14 protein-coding genes are annotated in these 15,321 nt (G+C 50.5%); 9 read left to right on the top strand and 5 right to left on the bottom strand.

The window, feature by feature from the left end:
• Position 1: 1 nt before the first annotated feature.
• A complete protein-coding gene (locus tag TX85_RS15985; protein ID WP_044480527.1) occupies positions 2-1,258 on the bottom strand; it encodes a saccharopine dehydrogenase family protein in 1,257 nt (418 codons plus the stop codon).
• Positions 1,259-1,870: 612 nt separating this feature from the next.
• Here TX85_RS15985 and TX85_RS15980 point away from each other — a divergent pair.
• A complete protein-coding gene (locus tag TX85_RS15980; protein WP_044480526.1) occupies positions 1,871-2,386 on the top strand; it encodes a hypothetical protein in 516 nt (171 codons plus the stop codon).
• A 69-nt stretch (positions 2,387-2,455) separates the two neighbouring features.
• A complete protein-coding gene (locus tag TX85_RS27060) occupies positions 2,456-2,632 on the top strand; it encodes a hypothetical protein (RefSeq protein ID WP_187375167.1) in 177 nt (58 codons plus the stop codon).
• Between the two features lie 111 nt (positions 2,633-2,743).
• Here TX85_RS27060 and TX85_RS15975 read toward each other — a convergent pair whose 3' ends face one another.
• Genes TX85_RS15975 through TX85_RS15965 form a run of 3 tightly spaced genes read right to left on the bottom strand, consistent with a single transcriptional unit; the run spans position 2,744 to position 5,525 of the window.
• On the bottom strand, positions 2,744-3,409 hold the full coding sequence (locus tag TX85_RS15975) for a ribulose-phosphate 3-epimerase (protein ID WP_049895000.1): 666 nt from the start codon (positions 3,407-3,409) through the stop codon (positions 2,744-2,746).
• The gene (locus TX85_RS15970) at positions 3,406-4,362 is read right to left on the bottom strand and encodes a ribokinase (protein WP_044480525.1); all 957 of its coding nucleotides are present in this window, start codon (positions 4,360-4,362) and stop codon (positions 3,406-3,408) included. Before TX85_RS15970 ends, TX85_RS15975 begins: the two co-directional genes overlap by 4 nt.
• Complete coding sequence (locus TX85_RS15965) at positions 4,362-5,525, bottom strand: glucosidase family protein (protein WP_044480524.1); 1,164 nt, start codon at positions 5,523-5,525, stop codon at positions 4,362-4,364. Before TX85_RS15965 ends, TX85_RS15970 begins: the two co-directional genes overlap by 1 nt.
• Positions 5,526-5,812: 287 nt before the next feature.
• On the opposite strand from TX85_RS15965, the gene TX85_RS15960 reads away from it, so the two are divergent.
• The 7 genes from TX85_RS15960 to TX85_RS15930 all read left to right on the top strand — a co-directional run bounded on the left by TX85_RS15960 (position 5,813) and on the right by TX85_RS15930 (position 14,418).
• Complete coding sequence (locus tag TX85_RS15960; RefSeq protein ID WP_044480523.1) at positions 5,813-7,009, top strand: ROK family protein; 1,197 nt, start codon at positions 5,813-5,815, stop codon at positions 7,007-7,009.
• Between the two features lie 50 nt (positions 7,010-7,059).
• Positions 7,060-8,829 carry an L-fucose isomerase gene (locus TX85_RS15955; RefSeq protein WP_044480522.1) on the top strand — a complete coding sequence of 590 codons (1,770 nt, stop codon included), beginning with the start codon at positions 7,060-7,062 and terminating at the stop codon, positions 8,827-8,829.
• 98 nt (positions 8,830-8,927) lie between these two features.
• Positions 8,928-10,226 (top strand): ABC transporter substrate-binding protein, encoded by a 1,299-nt coding sequence (locus TX85_RS15950; RefSeq protein WP_044480520.1) that lies wholly within the window; start codon positions 8,928-8,930, stop codon positions 10,224-10,226.
• Positions 10,227-10,372: 146 nt separating this feature from the next.
• Complete coding sequence (locus tag TX85_RS15945; protein ID WP_158297346.1) at positions 10,373-11,227, top strand: carbohydrate ABC transporter permease; 855 nt, start codon at positions 10,373-10,375, stop codon at positions 11,225-11,227.
• Positions 11,224-12,072, top strand: a complete 849-nt coding sequence (locus TX85_RS15940; protein ID WP_049894998.1) for a carbohydrate ABC transporter permease — start codon at positions 11,224-11,226, stop codon at positions 12,070-12,072. Before TX85_RS15945 ends, TX85_RS15940 begins: the two co-directional genes overlap by 4 nt.
• 38 nt (positions 12,073-12,110) lie before the next feature.
• Positions 12,111-13,406, top strand: a complete 1,296-nt coding sequence (locus TX85_RS15935) for a glycoside hydrolase family 125 protein (protein WP_044480517.1) — start codon at positions 12,111-12,113, stop codon at positions 13,404-13,406.
• Between the two features lie 163 nt (positions 13,407-13,569).
• Positions 13,570-14,418: an aldo/keto reductase gene (locus TX85_RS15930; protein WP_044480516.1), complete on the top strand. Its 849-nt coding sequence runs from the start codon at positions 13,570-13,572 to the stop codon at positions 14,416-14,418.
• A gap of 147 nt (positions 14,419-14,565) precedes the next feature.
• On the opposite strand, the gene TX85_RS27640 is transcribed toward TX85_RS15930, so the two are convergent.
• Positions 14,566-15,321: ABC transporter ATP-binding protein (locus tag TX85_RS27640; protein ID WP_044480515.1), on the bottom strand; the 756-nt coding region annotated here is incomplete at its 5' end.

The raw sequence follows: 15,321 nt of genomic DNA, 5'->3' as shown, positions 1-15,321 counted from the left end.
TTTATCTTACGAACTCCGTTTCCCGTGCAGTCTCGGAAGAGGGTTGGTCCTCCGGATAGGCATCCACCAGCTCCGGATCGAAGCTCTCCTGCCATGGCAATCCCCATTTATTCAACGCATCCATGAATGGATCCGGATCAAACTCTTCAATATTGTACACGCCCGGTTTGTTCCATTTCCCTGTCATCAGCATCATCGCACCGATCATGGCAGGGACGCCGGTAGTATAAGCTACAGCCTGAGAGCCGACTTCCTTGAAGCAGGCCTCATGGTCGCACACATTGTATACGTAGTACATTTTATCCTTGCCGTCTTTCTTCCCCTTGAAGATGCAGCCGATATTCGTCTTGCCCTTGGTACGAGGACCGAGGGACGACGGATCAGGCAGCACAGCCTTCAGGAATTGCAGCGGAATGATCTGCTTGCCTTCGAATTCGATCGGCTCGATCGAGGTCATGCCGACATTCTCCAGGCATTTCAAGTGGGTAAGGTAGCTTTGACCGAAGGTCATGAAGAAGCGAATGCGCTTCAAGCCAGGAATGTTCTCTGCAAGGGACTCAAGCTCCTCATGGTACAGCAGGTACATATCTTTTTCGCCGACTTCCGGGAAGTTGTAGACGCGCTTGATTTCCATCGGCTTCGTCTCGATCCATTCCCCGTTCTCCCAGTATCTTCCGTTAGCCGATACTTCACGGATATTGATCTCAGGGTTGAAGTTGGTTGCAAACGGATAGCCATGATCGCCGGCATTGCAGTCCAGAATGTCGATATATTCAATCTCGTCAAAATAGTGCTTCAGCGCGTAAGCGGAGAAGACGCCAGTTACACCCGGATCGAAGCCGCTGCCCAGCAGGGCGGTAATTCCGGCTTGCTCGAAGCGCTCCCGGTATTCCCATTGCCATTTGTATTCAAATTTCGCCGTATCCTCCGGCTCATAGTTCGCGGTATCCATGTAGTTGGTCTTGGTTGCCAGGCAAGCGTCCATAATCGTCAGGTCCTGATAAGGAAGAGCCAGGTTCATCACGATGTCAGGCTTCACTTCGTTAATGAGCGCAATCAGCTCATCAACATTGTTAGCATCGACTTGAGCGGTCGTAATCTTGGTCTTGCCTCCGTCGAGCTTGGCCTTCAGGTCGTCACATTTGGACTTCGTCCGGCTGGCGATGCAGATTTCTTCAAATACTTCACTGTTTTGGACGCATTTATGAATGGCTACTGAAGCCACGCCGCCACATCCGATAATTAACGCTTTTCCCATTGTTCATCATTCTCCTGTCCTGTAAGAGGATGTTCAAAAAGTCATCTTTTGTGACTTTTGAACTCGCACTTAAACTGAATTTTTTTCGTTGTAAACGGCGCAAAAAAAGCAAGTGAACAGACGCACCCCAGCGCACAGTCACTTGCTTGTGATATGATTTCAATATTAAGAAAGCTCTAATGACAGACGCAGGCCAGTCCTCGGCCGTCATCCGCCAGTCCATAAAATCCTAGATCTCATGGAAAGTCCCTTAATATTCAAATATATCCCGTTGATCAGAGTCTATATAGCAAATAATCGCCTTTACCACTCTTATTGACCGTTTCACAAGTTGATGTGCAAATGCACTGGTTGTAAAGTAACCAACTTATAAAATTTGAGCTTTTAACTCAATCAATAAGGCAACTCGAGGGTTGCCAATCGGCATTTGACCCGGCTGTCCGTATGGCCTTAACTTACCCCAAAAGGGAAGTGGTCAAAAATTATCTGCTTGGAAAGACTCCTGAAATATACCGAATATTAGCTTTCCAAAATTAATGCTCTTTTATATTAGCAGGAACATGGTCAAACAGCAACAGGAAATTTTTAAAAAATTGAAATGAAGTAAAGGAGTTGTTTTATATCAAACAAGGTGTAGTGCTTCTGCTGTTTTTGTTGGGGTTGAGTGGCTGTACAGGAGACAATGAAGAAGTAAGGGAAATGAGCGAAGAGCATAAACTCAGAGTAATTGCCGGAGAACATGTAATTGCTTGTACCCCCGTAAATCAGGAACTGAATTCGATGGATACCTTCAAAGCCTTCTTTGCAGATGAATCTTTGGCTGAAATCAAAAGTATAAAGACAACAGAGACAGTGCTCCTGAAATTTGAGGGAGATCAACCCATCGAGGTTACAGTTAAAGATATCTTGCTCAGTTCTGATGGCAATTATTTATATCCGGACAAGCTATCTCCTGAGACTTCCTTGACTAATAAAAATAATAGTTTCAGCTTTGTTCTTGGCAAGAACACAACATCTGCCCTAAATTCACAGTTTGAACCCGGTAAAATGAATTACAGAGGCTTCAAAATCGATGCAACGTGGGAATCAGGGGGAAAAACGTATATTTTTGCTATAAAAGAAAAGTAGAATGATCTTTCCGACTCCGGGCACACTGTTATGGACAGATCAATCACCATATAGAGGAGCGCATGCAAGATGACAACGCGTAAGCAAAAAGACAAGGACAGCAGGGAAGAGTATTTTCTGGACATTGACCGTATGATCAACGAAGGACTCGGAGGCGGAAATGTAACCCGGGACAACGGGCTGATTGAGGAGACCACAACCGATACGATGACATATCCGGAGTCGATATTAGATGAACGCACTTAAACTGAATTTTTTTCGTTGTAAATGGCAAAAAAGCAAGTGAACAGACGCATCCCAGCGCACAGTCACTTGCTTGTGATATGATTTTAACTCGAGGGTTGCCAATCGGCACGATCACTGTACCGGAACATCAAGCTTATCGCGGAAGGTCTGGATCTGTGCTTCATTGATCTGCTGCTGGCTATAGGCTACCGAGGTGCCGAGTACAAATACGTTAGCTCCGTACTCGCGGCAGAGCCGGGCACTGTCCAGACCGATATTGCCGTCGACCATAATGTCCTTGTTCGGACCGATCAGCTCACGGATTTCCTTGATCTTCAGCGCCGTATGCTCCAGGAACTTCTGCCCGGCAAAGCCAGGCTCTACAGTCATGACCAGGACGTAATCCACGTACTGATGCAAATGCTGCAAGAAGTCGATAGAGCCGTGCGGATTGATAGCTATCCCGGCCTGCTTGCCGCTCTCGCGGATTTGACGCAAATAACGGATCGGCGTATGGGTTGCCTCGATATGGAAGCAGACATGGCTGCATCCCGTATCAAGCACCAGCGGAATCGCCATATCCAGATTACTGACCATCAGGTGGGCATCCACCGGAACAGACGAGTTCTCGGCCAGCATCCGCAGTTGGTCGAAGCCCAGCGTGATGTTATGCACGAAGTTGCCGTCCATAATATCGGCATGAATAAAGTTCGCCCGAATGTGCGCCGCATCCTCCAGCGCTCCCTTCAGGTTAAGCTGATCCGCGCACATAATGGATAACGATAGTTTGTTTGTCACTTGACGTAACCCCCTTCACAAGCCTTGGTGAACATCTCATCCGCCTCTGCTCCCGTTGGCAGCGAAGTAGCCGCACCCGACCGGGTCACCGCAATGGCCGCTGCCACGTTGGCATAATAAATAGCCTGGTCCAGCGGCATCTTCCGGGCCATACCTAACGTCAATGCGCCCATGAAGCAATCTCCTGCCGCCGTGGTATCGACCACTTGTCCCGCCTCGCGGTAGGCAGGGAAGTTCCGGATATCCTGACCATCATACAGCATAGCGCCATCCTCTCCACGCTTGAGCAACACCCGCTTACTGCCCGTTGCCTCATACAAGTAGCGGCAAGCCTCGCGCGCCGCTGCTTCCGTATCTACGGCAAAGCCCGTCCACTGAGCCGCCTCCGTCTCATTCGGGCTGAACACGTCCACATCCCGAAATTCACTAAGCTCGATCTCACGCACAGGTCCTGCGTCCACAATGATGACCTTTTCCTGCTTCCGACCGTGATATAGCAGTTGCTCAATTAAGGAAAGGCTGCACTCCAGCTCCAGGGATAAAAATGAGAAAGACGACAATTGATCCACGATCTCGTTAATATCCGTCTGGGTAAAAGCATTGTTCGCGCCCAAATAAGACAAAATCGTATTTTTGCCGCTGGGTTCAACCATGATATAAGCGGTTCCCGTACCGACATGCTCATCCCGCTTCACCAGCCGGGTTCCGATTCCTTCAGCCTGTAGCTTGCTAAATACAAGGTCCCCGCTGCTATCTTGTCCCAGCTTGCAGCAGAACTGCACGTCCAGCCCCAGCCGCTGTAAGGCAATGGCCCGGTTAGAGCCCTTGCCGCCAAGTCCGGTGCGCTGCCCGGCCACCACCAGCGACTCGCCCTGATGTGGCGTGCGTGGAACCTGGAGCATGATGTCAATGTTGGCACTTCCAGCCACCAGCACTTGATCCCGGGCTGACATTAGAGCTGCTCCAGTTCATCCACGGCCTGGATGAAGGCCTGCGCTTGCTCCTGCACCAACCGTTGATATGCTCCATACACATTGGTCGCGCTGACGACGAAGCTGTCCAGCTTGCTGTAGCCTTCATTCAAGCACTCGAAGATGCCGTCGTTCACGAAGCTGTCCGCCACATCCTTCAAGGCTTGAGCCGCGAGCTTGCCATCCTTCTGAGCCAGACACCAGATCACCCAGCCGCTGGCCGTTGCCCAATAAGCTCCATTCTGATATTCCTCATGCGGTACATCGATGAGCAGACGCTCCCAGTATTCCCCTTGCAGCAGATGACGAATTTGGCCCTTGTAGGCATAGGCCTCATAGTTATCATGCAGGAAGGTCAGGAGATCCTCACGGATGTCGTCCGCCGGGAAGCCAATGTACAGCAAATATGCGATGCCCCAGATGTCCAGTTGCCTGCACTCCCCGGTAGCCGCGTAGAAGCCCTTGCGGGACGAATCGTAGAGCTTGAAGATACTCCGTTCAATCGCGGCCGCCTGCTCACGATATGACTTGGCTACAGCCGATTGCCCGTACTTCTCGTGCAATTCCTGCAGGAAGCGGCAGGCCCGCCAGAAGAGGAGCGATTCCATGAACAGCTCGCCGGTCTTGCCGATGGTATCGGTAAATCCATATGGAGAATGCGGCTTGGCCGGATCATTGTAGACTAGTCCTTCCATACTAAGCGGAATCAGCGACATGCCTTGATCGAGAGCCCCAGCCCACTTGCCGAATAGCTGGCGAGCTTTCGCTTCGTCCAGAGACTGGAGATAGAAATATACGACATACGCCAGGAACGGTGTATTATCCAGATTGGCTTCCCCCACCGGCTTCTCTACCACACCTGCGGCATACACGCCTAATCCGTCGGCATAAATACGGTCAGGCAGCCAGCCGTCCTCGCGCCGCCCTCCTATAACGAAGTCAATCGCGGCCCGGATATCATCCGGTTGGAGGAACTCGGAAGCGTATTCAACCATATAAGCAAAATCGCGCACCCACAGCGCATCATAACTAGCAATCCCGTCAGGGGTAAATAATTTCGTACCATCATGAGCCACCTTGATACAGCCTTGAATTAATTGATCGGATTTTTGCGCAAGCAATTGCGCCAGTTTGTGATTACTCATCTTGTCACCGTCCTAATGATAGCGTTTTAGGCCTTACGAGAGTCATTGTAACATAAACAAAATAGTTTTCAATAACACATTTAAAAAACACTTTAGTAAAATGTGTTTACAAAACTTTTCGTTCTTGCTATACTGGCATCATCAAGCCCGATCAAACACAATGCCGCAGTAAGAAATGAACAAATGAAAGCGTGCCTAAAAGCGAAAAATAATGCCTGCTCTATAAGAAGAAGGTAGATTTGCTTATAATTAAGAGGGCGTATTATTTTTGCAAAGGGTGAAACGGATTGGGAAAGAATAATTCCAAAATTTTAAAAGAAGCCAACAAGTATTTGGTATTGCAATGCATATCCAGCTACCAGCCAATCACCGTTGAGGATATTGTGAAGAAGACGAATTTGAGCCGGCCTACGGTCATTAATTCGGTCAAGGAATTAACCGACGACCATATCATTATCAAGGGCGGACTTGCCGAGTCCACCGGGGGCAGAGCAGCAGCATTGCTCGCTATTAATTCAGATGCATACTACGGCATCGGAGTTGACTTTGAGTTCCCGCAGGTGCGGATTGCAATGGCCAACTCCAATGGCGAGATTCTGGCCTCGCGCCACTATGATTATCCGCTCGATAGCTCGGTGGAATACATCACCGATCGTCTATCCGATGAAATTGCCCGGTTGATTGAGGAATCTGGCGTAAATCGGCTGAAGATCGAAGGCATTGGCATCGGTATGTCCGGTGTGGTCGACAAGAATAACGGCTTGTCCATCTTCATCGAACGGATTAACGATTGGCATAACGTGGACATCAAGTCCATTCTGGAAGATCGTCTTGATCTACCGGTTTATGTGCGCAACGATGTTCACTTGATGGGACTGGTCGAACAGCGCTTCTATCTATCCGCCGAGAATCAAGACTTCATCTATATTGGGCTGCGCTCTGGCGTAGGTAGTGCGATCTTTATGAAGAACGGGATCTATGGCGGGGAGAATGGCAACGCAGGCTTCATCGGTCAAATGATTCTGGATGTCAGCGGACCGGAAGGGCTTGGCGGTCCCAAGGGCAGCTTGAACGTATTTGCCAGCGAACTTAATCTGATTCGCCGTTACCGTGAGGGAAGCGGAAATACCGCTTCGGCTGAGCGGCTTCCACTACGGCTGGAGAATCTGGTTCAACTTGCACAAGAAGGAGATGAACTGGCCTCCTCCTTGCTGCAAGAAGCAGGTCATTACCTGGGACTTGCCCTGGTGAATCTGGCACGCATTTTTGAAATTCCTAATTTTGTGATTGGCGGCTGTCCGAACCTGGAGGGTTCGATCTTGCTTAAGTCCTTGCAAGAAACGGCCAGCGATTTATTGAAGGAACACTTTAATCGGCTAAGCATCGTGCCTGGTCAATTACTGGAATACGAGTATGCGTTAGGCGGCTGCTATTTGGTGTTTGATCATATCTTTCATAAACCAAGATTAAAGCTTCAAATATAACAATGCGTTGTATTTGAAGCTGACCTAAAGACAGCAAGGAGACAACAGTGATGGATAACAGAATTCGGATCGGTATCAGGCCGGTCGTTGACGCCCGGGTCGGCAACGTCAGGGAAGCGCTTGAACCGCAAACGCTCTCAATGGCTCAAGCGGTGGCCCGGTTGCTGAGCGAGCAGCTTCATTACAGCGACGGCGCACCCGTAGAGTGCGTGATCGCATCTACATGTATCAGCAGCATCAAGGAGGCCCGGCAAGCGGACGAGCAATTCCGGCTCGAAAATGTAGGCGTTACCATCTCCGTAACCCCCGCTTGGGCCTATGGCAGTGAAACCATCGACATGGACCCGCATCGCCCGAAGGCGATCTGGGGATTTAACGGCTCCGAGCGTTCCGGTGCAGTCTATCTGGCTGCAGCACTCGCCGCACATAACCAGAAGGGCCTGCCCGCCTTTGGCATTTACGGCAGTCATGTGCAAGACAAGGATGATGACAGCATTCCCGAAGATGTACAAGCTAAGCTACTGCAATTCGCCCGGTCAGCTATGGCCGTCGCTCAAATGCGCGGCAAATCGTATCTGGCCATTGGCTCCGTCAGCATGGGTATTGCCGGATCGATCGTCAATGAATCCTTCTTCCAGCAGTACCTGGGCATGCGTAATGAATACGTTGATATGAGCGAGATCAACCGCCGGATTCAATTGGGGATTTTCGATCAAGAGGAATTCGAGCGCGCACTGGCCTGGACCCGCCAGCATTGTCTGGAAGGTACCGATTACAATGAAGAAGTTACCCGATTCTCCCGCGAACGCAAGGATGAGGTATGGGCGTTCGTCGTGAAGATGACCTTGATTATGCGGGATCTGATGGCAGGCAATCCGAAGCTGGCGGAAGCCGGCTTCACGGAAGAAGCGCTGGGACATGAAGCCATTGCTGCAGGATTTCAAGGACAACGCCACTGGAACGATTACCTGCCCAATGGCGACTTCTCCGAAGCGATCCTGAACAGCTCGTTCGACTGGAACGGCCGACGTGCTCCTTATGTGATGGCTACCGAGAATGACAGCCTGAACGGAGCCTCGATGCTGCTGGGGAATCTATTGACCCATACCGCGCAGGCCTTCGTGGATGTCCGGACCTATTGGAGCCCTGAAGCTGTGAAGCGGGTCGCCGGATATGATCTTGAAGGCTTGGCGGCAGGCGGCGTCATTCATCTGAAGAACTCCGGCTCGGTTGCGCTGGACAGCTCCGGAGAACAACAAATCAACGGCCAGCCGGCTATGAAGCCACACTGGGACATCACCCAGGACGAAGTGGACCGCAGCTTACAAGCAACCACCTGGCATGCTGCTCATCAAGGATATTTTCGGGGCGGCGGATTTTCCAGCCGTGTACTAACCAAGGGAGGCATGCCGATTACCTTCTACCGGATCAACCTGGTCGCCGGATTAGGTCCGGTGCTGCAAATTGCCGAAGGTCATACTATAGACCTGCCGGATCATGTGCACGAGCTGCTGGATGAGCGTACCGACCCATCCTGGCCAACCGCCTGGTTCGTCCCTAATCTCACCGGAAGCGGTGCTTTCCGCAATGTCTATGCCGTCATGGATAACTGGGGCGCTAATCATGGCGTATTCAGCTATGGGCATATTGGCAGCGATCTGATTACCCTCGCCGCCATGTTGCGGATTCCCGTCAACATGCACAACGTGCCGGAAGAGCGGTTGTTCAGACCAAGCTACTGGAAGGCCTTTGGCCTGGAGAACAGCTCAATGGGCATGGACTATCGCGCCTGCTCACAGTTAGGGCCTTTGTACAAGTAACGGTGGTGTATTTTGCGGGACTGCGTATCGGCCGAGCGCGGCCCGCAACTCACATACATGTTTTTTATGCTTTGCTTACAAAAGGGAGGAATTGCATCATGAAAAAATGGTTATCTTCACTCGTTGTAGTTATGTTGAGTGTCACAGTACTGACTGCATGCGGGGGCAACAACAATGCACAACCGGGCAATACCAATAATCAAGGTACAGACAGCACAGAGAAAATTAAGCTGGAATTTCTGTCTTTGAAGCAAGAGCAAGCAAGCCAAGCAGCGTTTAAAGAGATTATTAAGCGTTTTGAAAGCGCTAATACTAATATCACTGTTGATCTTCAAAGTATGAATGCGGATCAGCTAAAGACGACGCTGCGGGCCAGAGCTGCTTCTGACGAAATGCCGGACCTGGTGACCTGGATGAAAGAGATCGACCCGGAATATTTGCTCGACCTGAAGGGCGAAAGCTACCTTAGCAATCTTAATGCAGAGAGCATCGAAGCTGCTAATGCCCTTTACAATGATGAAATCTATGCGATGCCAATTGATAATGGATACATTGGTTTCTACTACAACAAGACTGTTCTTGCGGACAACAATCTGGAGGTTCCAACCACGCTGACTGAGATGAAGCAAGTGGCTGAGGCATTGAAGGCCAAGGGGATTCCTGCCTTTGCTACAGGCTCCAAAGACCTGTCCGTAGCTTATATGCCGCTGATCGCCCTGTTCTCCGAGACGGTCTTTGGCCGCAATGTGAATTGGTCTGCGGAGCGCGACGCCGGAGACGTTAGCATTGCCACTGACGAGAGCTGGAAACTGGCATTTGATCTGCATAAGGATTATGTATATGGATACAGTGACACCAACGCTTCCTTCAACATTGGCTACGATGATGCCAACGCTATGCTGGCACAAGGAAAAGCCGCCTTCTACGGCAATGGATCATGGGCGCTGGAGCCGATCCGTCAAGTGGGACCTGATGCGGATATTGGTCTGATGGCCTTCCCGATTTCGGATAATCCTGAAGAATCTAAGCTGCTGGTATTTCCGGACACTTCATTGTCTATCATGAAGGATAGCAAAAATGCGGATGCCGCCAAGAAATTCCTTGAGTTTGTTGCTTCACAGGAGGCTGGCGAAATCTGGTCAGAGAATGTAAAAGTATCCTCCACTGTCAATGGCGTCAACGTGGATTATGATCCGATTGCTGCTGATATCAACCAATACATCTCCAGTGGTCAGTTCACTCCATATGGGGACCGTGTACTACGTTCCGTATTTACAGACAAGCTGTGGGAGGATTTCTCCAAGTACATGCTGGATAGAACGGACTGGGATACCTTAGCCAAGGATTTGGATGCTGCATGGGACAGAGCCAAGGAAGTTGAGGCTTCAGGACAATAATACAACGACAATGCCATGTTTGCGCGGATGCCTTCCGGGGGACGAGCTCCATTCTGTTCCTCTCCCGGGGCATTCAGCTTTAAGCCACGCACAAATGACTCCCAGTGGCAAAAGGAATGATATTGATGAAGCCTAAAGGCCAAAATATGTTTTACTTTCTCATATTGCTGCCCGCCTTGTTGCTGTTTACTGTTTTTTTCATCATCCCCGTAGTGCAAAGTCTTTCCTTGTCCTTCACGGACGCTTACGGAATGAGACCGAATTATAAGTTTATTGGTTTAGAGAATTATATCACCGCCTTCAAGGATAGAAGCTTTATAGATACGATTAGTGCGACGTTGAAATTTACGATCACTGCTGTTGTACTCGGAAACGTGATTTCCCTGATCCTGGCTTTGCTGCTGGATACCAAAATTCGCGCCAAAAGCTTTCTGCGCTCTATCTTCTTCATCCCAAACGTGATGAGCTTGCTGGTCGTAGGTTATGTATGGTCTTTCGTATATAGCAATGCTTTGCCGGACCTGTTTGAAGCACTGCATTTGCCCGCCTCCTGGCAGGCCTCGATTCTGGGCAATCCTGATATTGTTATTTATGCGCTGGCCGTTACGGCGGTATGGAACGTAGCCGGTTATTACATGATCATTTATCTGGCAGCGCTGCAAGGCATATCCGATGATCTGATGGAAGCTGCTAAAATCGACGGAGCTCGTACCAAGGACATTTTGTTCAAAATTAAGCTGCCGCTCATCTCGCCGATCATTGTGATGTGTTTGATTCTGTCAACCGCAGCTCATATTAAAATCTTCGAATTGCCGTTCACCATGACCTCCGGTGGTCCGGCGGGCTCTTCGATGACTATGGTGCTGAAAATATACAATACGGCCTTTAGTGCCAACCAAACCGGGCTTGCAACAGCGCAATCGACGATCTTCTTCCTTCTGATTGCCGGTATTACTTTAATTCTGACCAGACTGATGAAATCCCGGGAGGAGAAATTATGATGAAAACTGCCGGTGAAAGTAAGAAAAAAGGATGGCGTCAAGCAGGATTGTACACGATTGTATGGCTTCTCGCGATCCTATTCTTCGCTCCTATCGTGATTGTAATCCTGAATTCATTCAAGACCAAGCCGGAGATTATGGTGTCCACCATCGGATTGCCGGAGAAGTTTAATTTAGATAATTACGTGACGATCTTTACCAATAATGACTTTCTTTCTTCTCTATGGTTCAGTGTTATCGTAGTCGTCGCGACCACAACGCTTACCGTTCTAGTCTCGGCATTGGCGGGATACGCACTGGCCCGTTGGAAGAGCAAGTTCTCCAGCGCCATTATGCTTATCTTCATGACCACTTTGTTTGTGCCCTTCCAGGTCTACATGGTGGCCCTGATCGTTATTGCCCGTCAACTCTCTCTCACGGGCTCTCCCGTTGGGCTAGTCCTGATCTACATTGCCCTTGGCATGCCCGTACCGATCTTCTTGTATCGAAGCTATGCCGCAACCATGTCCAAGGAGATAGAGGAAGCTGCCGCCATCGACGGATGCAGCCGCATTCAGATGTTCTTCCGGGTTGTATTTCCCCTGATGAAGCCAATTACCGCGACCGCAGCTGTATTGAATGCGCTATGGGCCTGGGGTGAATTTTTGGTGGCATTCCTCGTCTACGGCAATCACAAGCCAATGACCATTCCGCTATCCCAGCAATACTTTTATGGCAGCTATAATCAGCAATGGAACTTAATTATGGCCGGATTTGTGATATCGACCATCCCGATTGTTATTTTCTATATCCTTATGCAGAAGCATATTGTTAAAGGCATCGCCGCGGGGGCCGTAAAAGGGTAGCAAGCACACAGAGAAAAGATTAAAGGAGAGAAACACGGATGTTCAACGCTATTTCGCGCCAGGTGGAGAAAACAGTAGCTGACCTGCCGCAGATTAAACCGGAATTGGCCGAGTTATTCAAAAATGGCTACAGCAACACACTGGATACAACCGTAGAACGGATGGAGGATGGAACAACCTTCGTCATTACCGGCGATATCCCAGCCATGTGGCTGCGGGATTCATCGGCCCAGGTAAGACCTTATATCCGCTTGGCTCACGAGGACCAAGAACTGGCGGAGATGATTCGGGGCTTGATCTTGCGTCAGGCCCGCTGCTTGCTGCTGGACCCTTACGCTAATGCCTTCAACCGGGAGGGCAATGGGCATGGACACCAGCAGGACCGTACCGAGATGGGTCCATGGATCTGGGAACGCAAATTCGAGCTGGATTCGCTCTGTTACCCGGTGCAACTGCTTCAGGATTATATTGAAGCTACTGGCGATACCAGCGTGTTCACCGAGGAAGTTCATGCGATGCTGAATGTTATCGTGCGGACGATGCAGACCGAGCAATATCACGACGAGCGCTCTTCTTACAGCTTTGAGCGCGATGATATTACCTTGCCATCAGATACACTGCCTTTGTCAGGCCGAGGCACGAGAACGAATGTGACAGGCATGGTGTGGTCGGGATTCCGTCCCAGTGACGATGCCTGCAAATTTGGCTACCTGATCCCTGCCAATATGTTCGCTGTGGTCATCCTGCGTCATTTGGCCAGCTTCGCTGAAACCTACTATGCCGATCCCAAGCTGGCTGAACGCGCGCGCAAGCTGGAAGCGGAGATCAGCTTCGGGATCGAGACGTACGGAACGGTCGAACACCCGCGCCATGGCAGGATTTATGCCTATGAAACCGATGGCTACGGCAATTATAATTTGATGGATGATGCCAATGTTCCAAGTCTGCTGTCCATGCCTTATCTCGGCTATTGCAGCTATGACGACCCTAAATACTTGCGTACACGGCAATTTGTACTTAGCGAGGACAACCCGTACTACTACAAGGGACGTCATGCCGCAGGGGTAGGCAGCCCGCATACGCCGGAGGGCTATGTATGGCATATCGGATTGATTATGCAAGGTTTGACCTCCACCGACAAGCAGGAGCAGCTCGACCTGCTGGACCAACTGCTGGCCACCACTGCCGGAACAGGTCTCATGCACGAGAGCTTCCATCCGGATCATCCCGACCAGTTCACACGCGAATGGTTCGGCTGGGCTAACAGTCTGGTGGGACAGTTCATTTTGCAGTGGCTGGAGCCTGATGTGAAACACGGAAAGAAGTCTAAATAGCAGCTCAGAGACTTATCCTAAAATGAACATAAATTTTTATGGAACATTACCCAGTATCGATTCGGTGCTGGGTTTGTTGCAGTACGGCCAGGGAATCTACTCGAACTTTTGCTATTCCATTAATGAAGGGGTAACCTATTTATAGAAAAGGAGGCTGAAAAAGATGAATCAACAGATCCCGGAATTAACATTGAACGATGGTTTGAAGGTGCCCGCCATTGGCCTTGGTACTTATTCCTTGAAGGGCGCCGACGGTGTAAAGGCGATTGCAGGAGCAATTGATCTGGGCTACCGGCTGATCGATACCGCCTTTAATTACGAGAATGAAGGAGCTGTCGGTGAGGCCGTGAAGCGAAGCTCCGTTCCTCGTGAGAAGCTGCTGATCTGCTCCAAGCTGCCGGGACGCCGTCATGCTTATCAAGAGGCGCTTGTCACGATTGAAGAATCGCTGTATCGTGCCGGGCTGGATTATTATGACCTGTATTTGATTCATTGGCCGAACCCGAAGCAGGACCTTTATGTTGAAGCATGGCAGGCTATGATCGAAGCGAGAAAGCGGGGATATATCCGCTCCATCGGCGTCAGCAACTTCTTGCCTGAGTATAATGCACGGCTGGTGCGGGAGACGGGGGTTGCACCCAGCCTGAATCAGATCGAACTGCATCCTTATTTTGACCAGGCTGATCAACGTCAGAAGGATGCGGAATACGGCATCATCCCGGAATCCTGGAGTCCGCTTGGCCGCGGTCACCATATGCTGCAGGATGACCGGATCGCTCGGATCGCGGCAGCCCATGGGAAGACGCCAAGCCAGGTGATTCTCCGCTGGCATACTCAGCTCGGGTCGATTCCGATTCCGAAGGCAGGCTCCCTGCAGCATCAGAAGGAAAATCTGGAGCTGTTTGATTTTGAACTGTCAGAAGCGGAAATGAACGTGATCCGCAGCTTCGGCGATGGAGACGGAAGAGGACGCTTGTGGGGGCAGGACCCGGCTGAGTATGAGGAGTTTTGATGATGTAACAAGATGTTGTTCTATAACAAGATGTCGTGTTCCACAAACCGAAGGGTTATAGCTGGATGCGGCAATGAAAACGGGGCAGACCGGAAGCTAGTGTTCACGAGCTTCTGGTCCGCCCCTTTTGTATGAATGCGTGCGCGCTTAGCCTTGGACGCGCGCGTTCGGAGTGTCGTGTTCCAACCGCGAATGGCGCGTCAGCTCGGCGTAATACCCATCCTGTTGAAGCAATTGCTCATGAGAGCCTGCTTCCACAATCCGTCCGCTATCGATGACGATAATCCGGTCCGCATGCTGTACAGTAGACAGCCGATGGGCAATAACCAGGGTGGTTCTGCCGGCAGCTACGACGCTTAACGCATGCTGGATCAGTTGCTCCGTCTGAGAATCGAGATTGGCGGTTGCCTCATCCAAAATGAGGATTTTCGGACGGAAAACCAGGATCCGGGCGAAGGAGATCAACTGGCGTTCTCCTGCGGAAAGCCCGCTTCCGCGATTGGACAGCTTCGTATCATAGCCGCGTCCCAGCCGCTTGATCATCGGATGCGCGCCGACCTGGCGGCAGGCCTTGATAACCTCCTCGCGGGTAATATGCTCCTGGAAGAGACGGACATTGTCCACGATCGTACCCGAGAACAGGTAAGGCTCCTGCTGGACCAATCCCACGGTTCGGTGCAGATCGTGCTGAGGCAGCTGCCGAATATCGGTGCCGTCGATCTCCACGCTTCCGCGATCAACATCATAGAAACGGGCTAACAGGTTCACGAGAGAGCTTTTCCCGGCCCCTGTGGTGCCGACAATGCCGATGAATTCCCCCTCTTGGATATGCAGATTCAGACCATGAAGCACCTCCTGCCCGTCTACATAGGAGAATCGAACCTGCTTGAAGTCTACCCGGCC

Source organism: Paenibacillus antibioticophila, from assembly GCF_000455265.1.
Lineage (GTDB): Bacteria > Bacillota > Bacilli > Paenibacillales > Paenibacillaceae > Fontibacillus > Fontibacillus antibioticophila.
This window is presented reverse-complemented; position numbering and strand designations above follow the sequence as displayed.

Excerpts from the sequence above, each read along its gene's own strand:
- TX85_RS15970 (WP_044480525.1), bottom strand. The coding sequence starts at position 4,362 with ATGTCAGCCCGGGATCAAGTGCTGGTGGCTGGAAGTGCCAACATTGAC.
- TX85_RS15985 (WP_044480527.1), bottom strand. The coding sequence starts at position 1,258 with ATGGGAAAAGCGTTAATTATCGGATGTGGCGGCGTGGCTTCAGTAGCC.
- TX85_RS15930 (WP_044480516.1), top strand. The coding sequence starts at position 13,570 with ATGAATCAACAGATCCCGGAATTAACATTGAACGATGGTTTGAAGGTG.
- TX85_RS15940 (WP_049894998.1), top strand. The coding sequence starts at position 11,224 with ATGATGAAAACTGCCGGTGAAAGTAAGAAAAAAGGATGGCGTCAAGCA.
- TX85_RS27060 (WP_187375167.1), top strand. The coding sequence starts at position 2,456 with ATGACAACGCGTAAGCAAAAAGACAAGGACAGCAGGGAAGAGTATTTT.
- TX85_RS15950 (WP_044480520.1), top strand. The coding sequence starts at position 8,928 with ATGAAAAAATGGTTATCTTCACTCGTTGTAGTTATGTTGAGTGTCACA.
- TX85_RS15935 (WP_044480517.1), top strand. The coding sequence starts at position 12,111 with ATGTTCAACGCTATTTCGCGCCAGGTGGAGAAAACAGTAGCTGACCTG.
- TX85_RS15945 (WP_158297346.1), top strand. The coding sequence starts at position 10,373 with ATGTTTTACTTTCTCATATTGCTGCCCGCCTTGTTGCTGTTTACTGTT.
- TX85_RS15955 (WP_044480522.1), top strand. The coding sequence starts at position 7,060 with ATGGATAACAGAATTCGGATCGGTATCAGGCCGGTCGTTGACGCCCGG.
- TX85_RS15965 (WP_044480524.1), bottom strand. The coding sequence starts at position 5,525 with ATGAGTAATCACAAACTGGCGCAATTGCTTGCGCAAAAATCCGATCAA.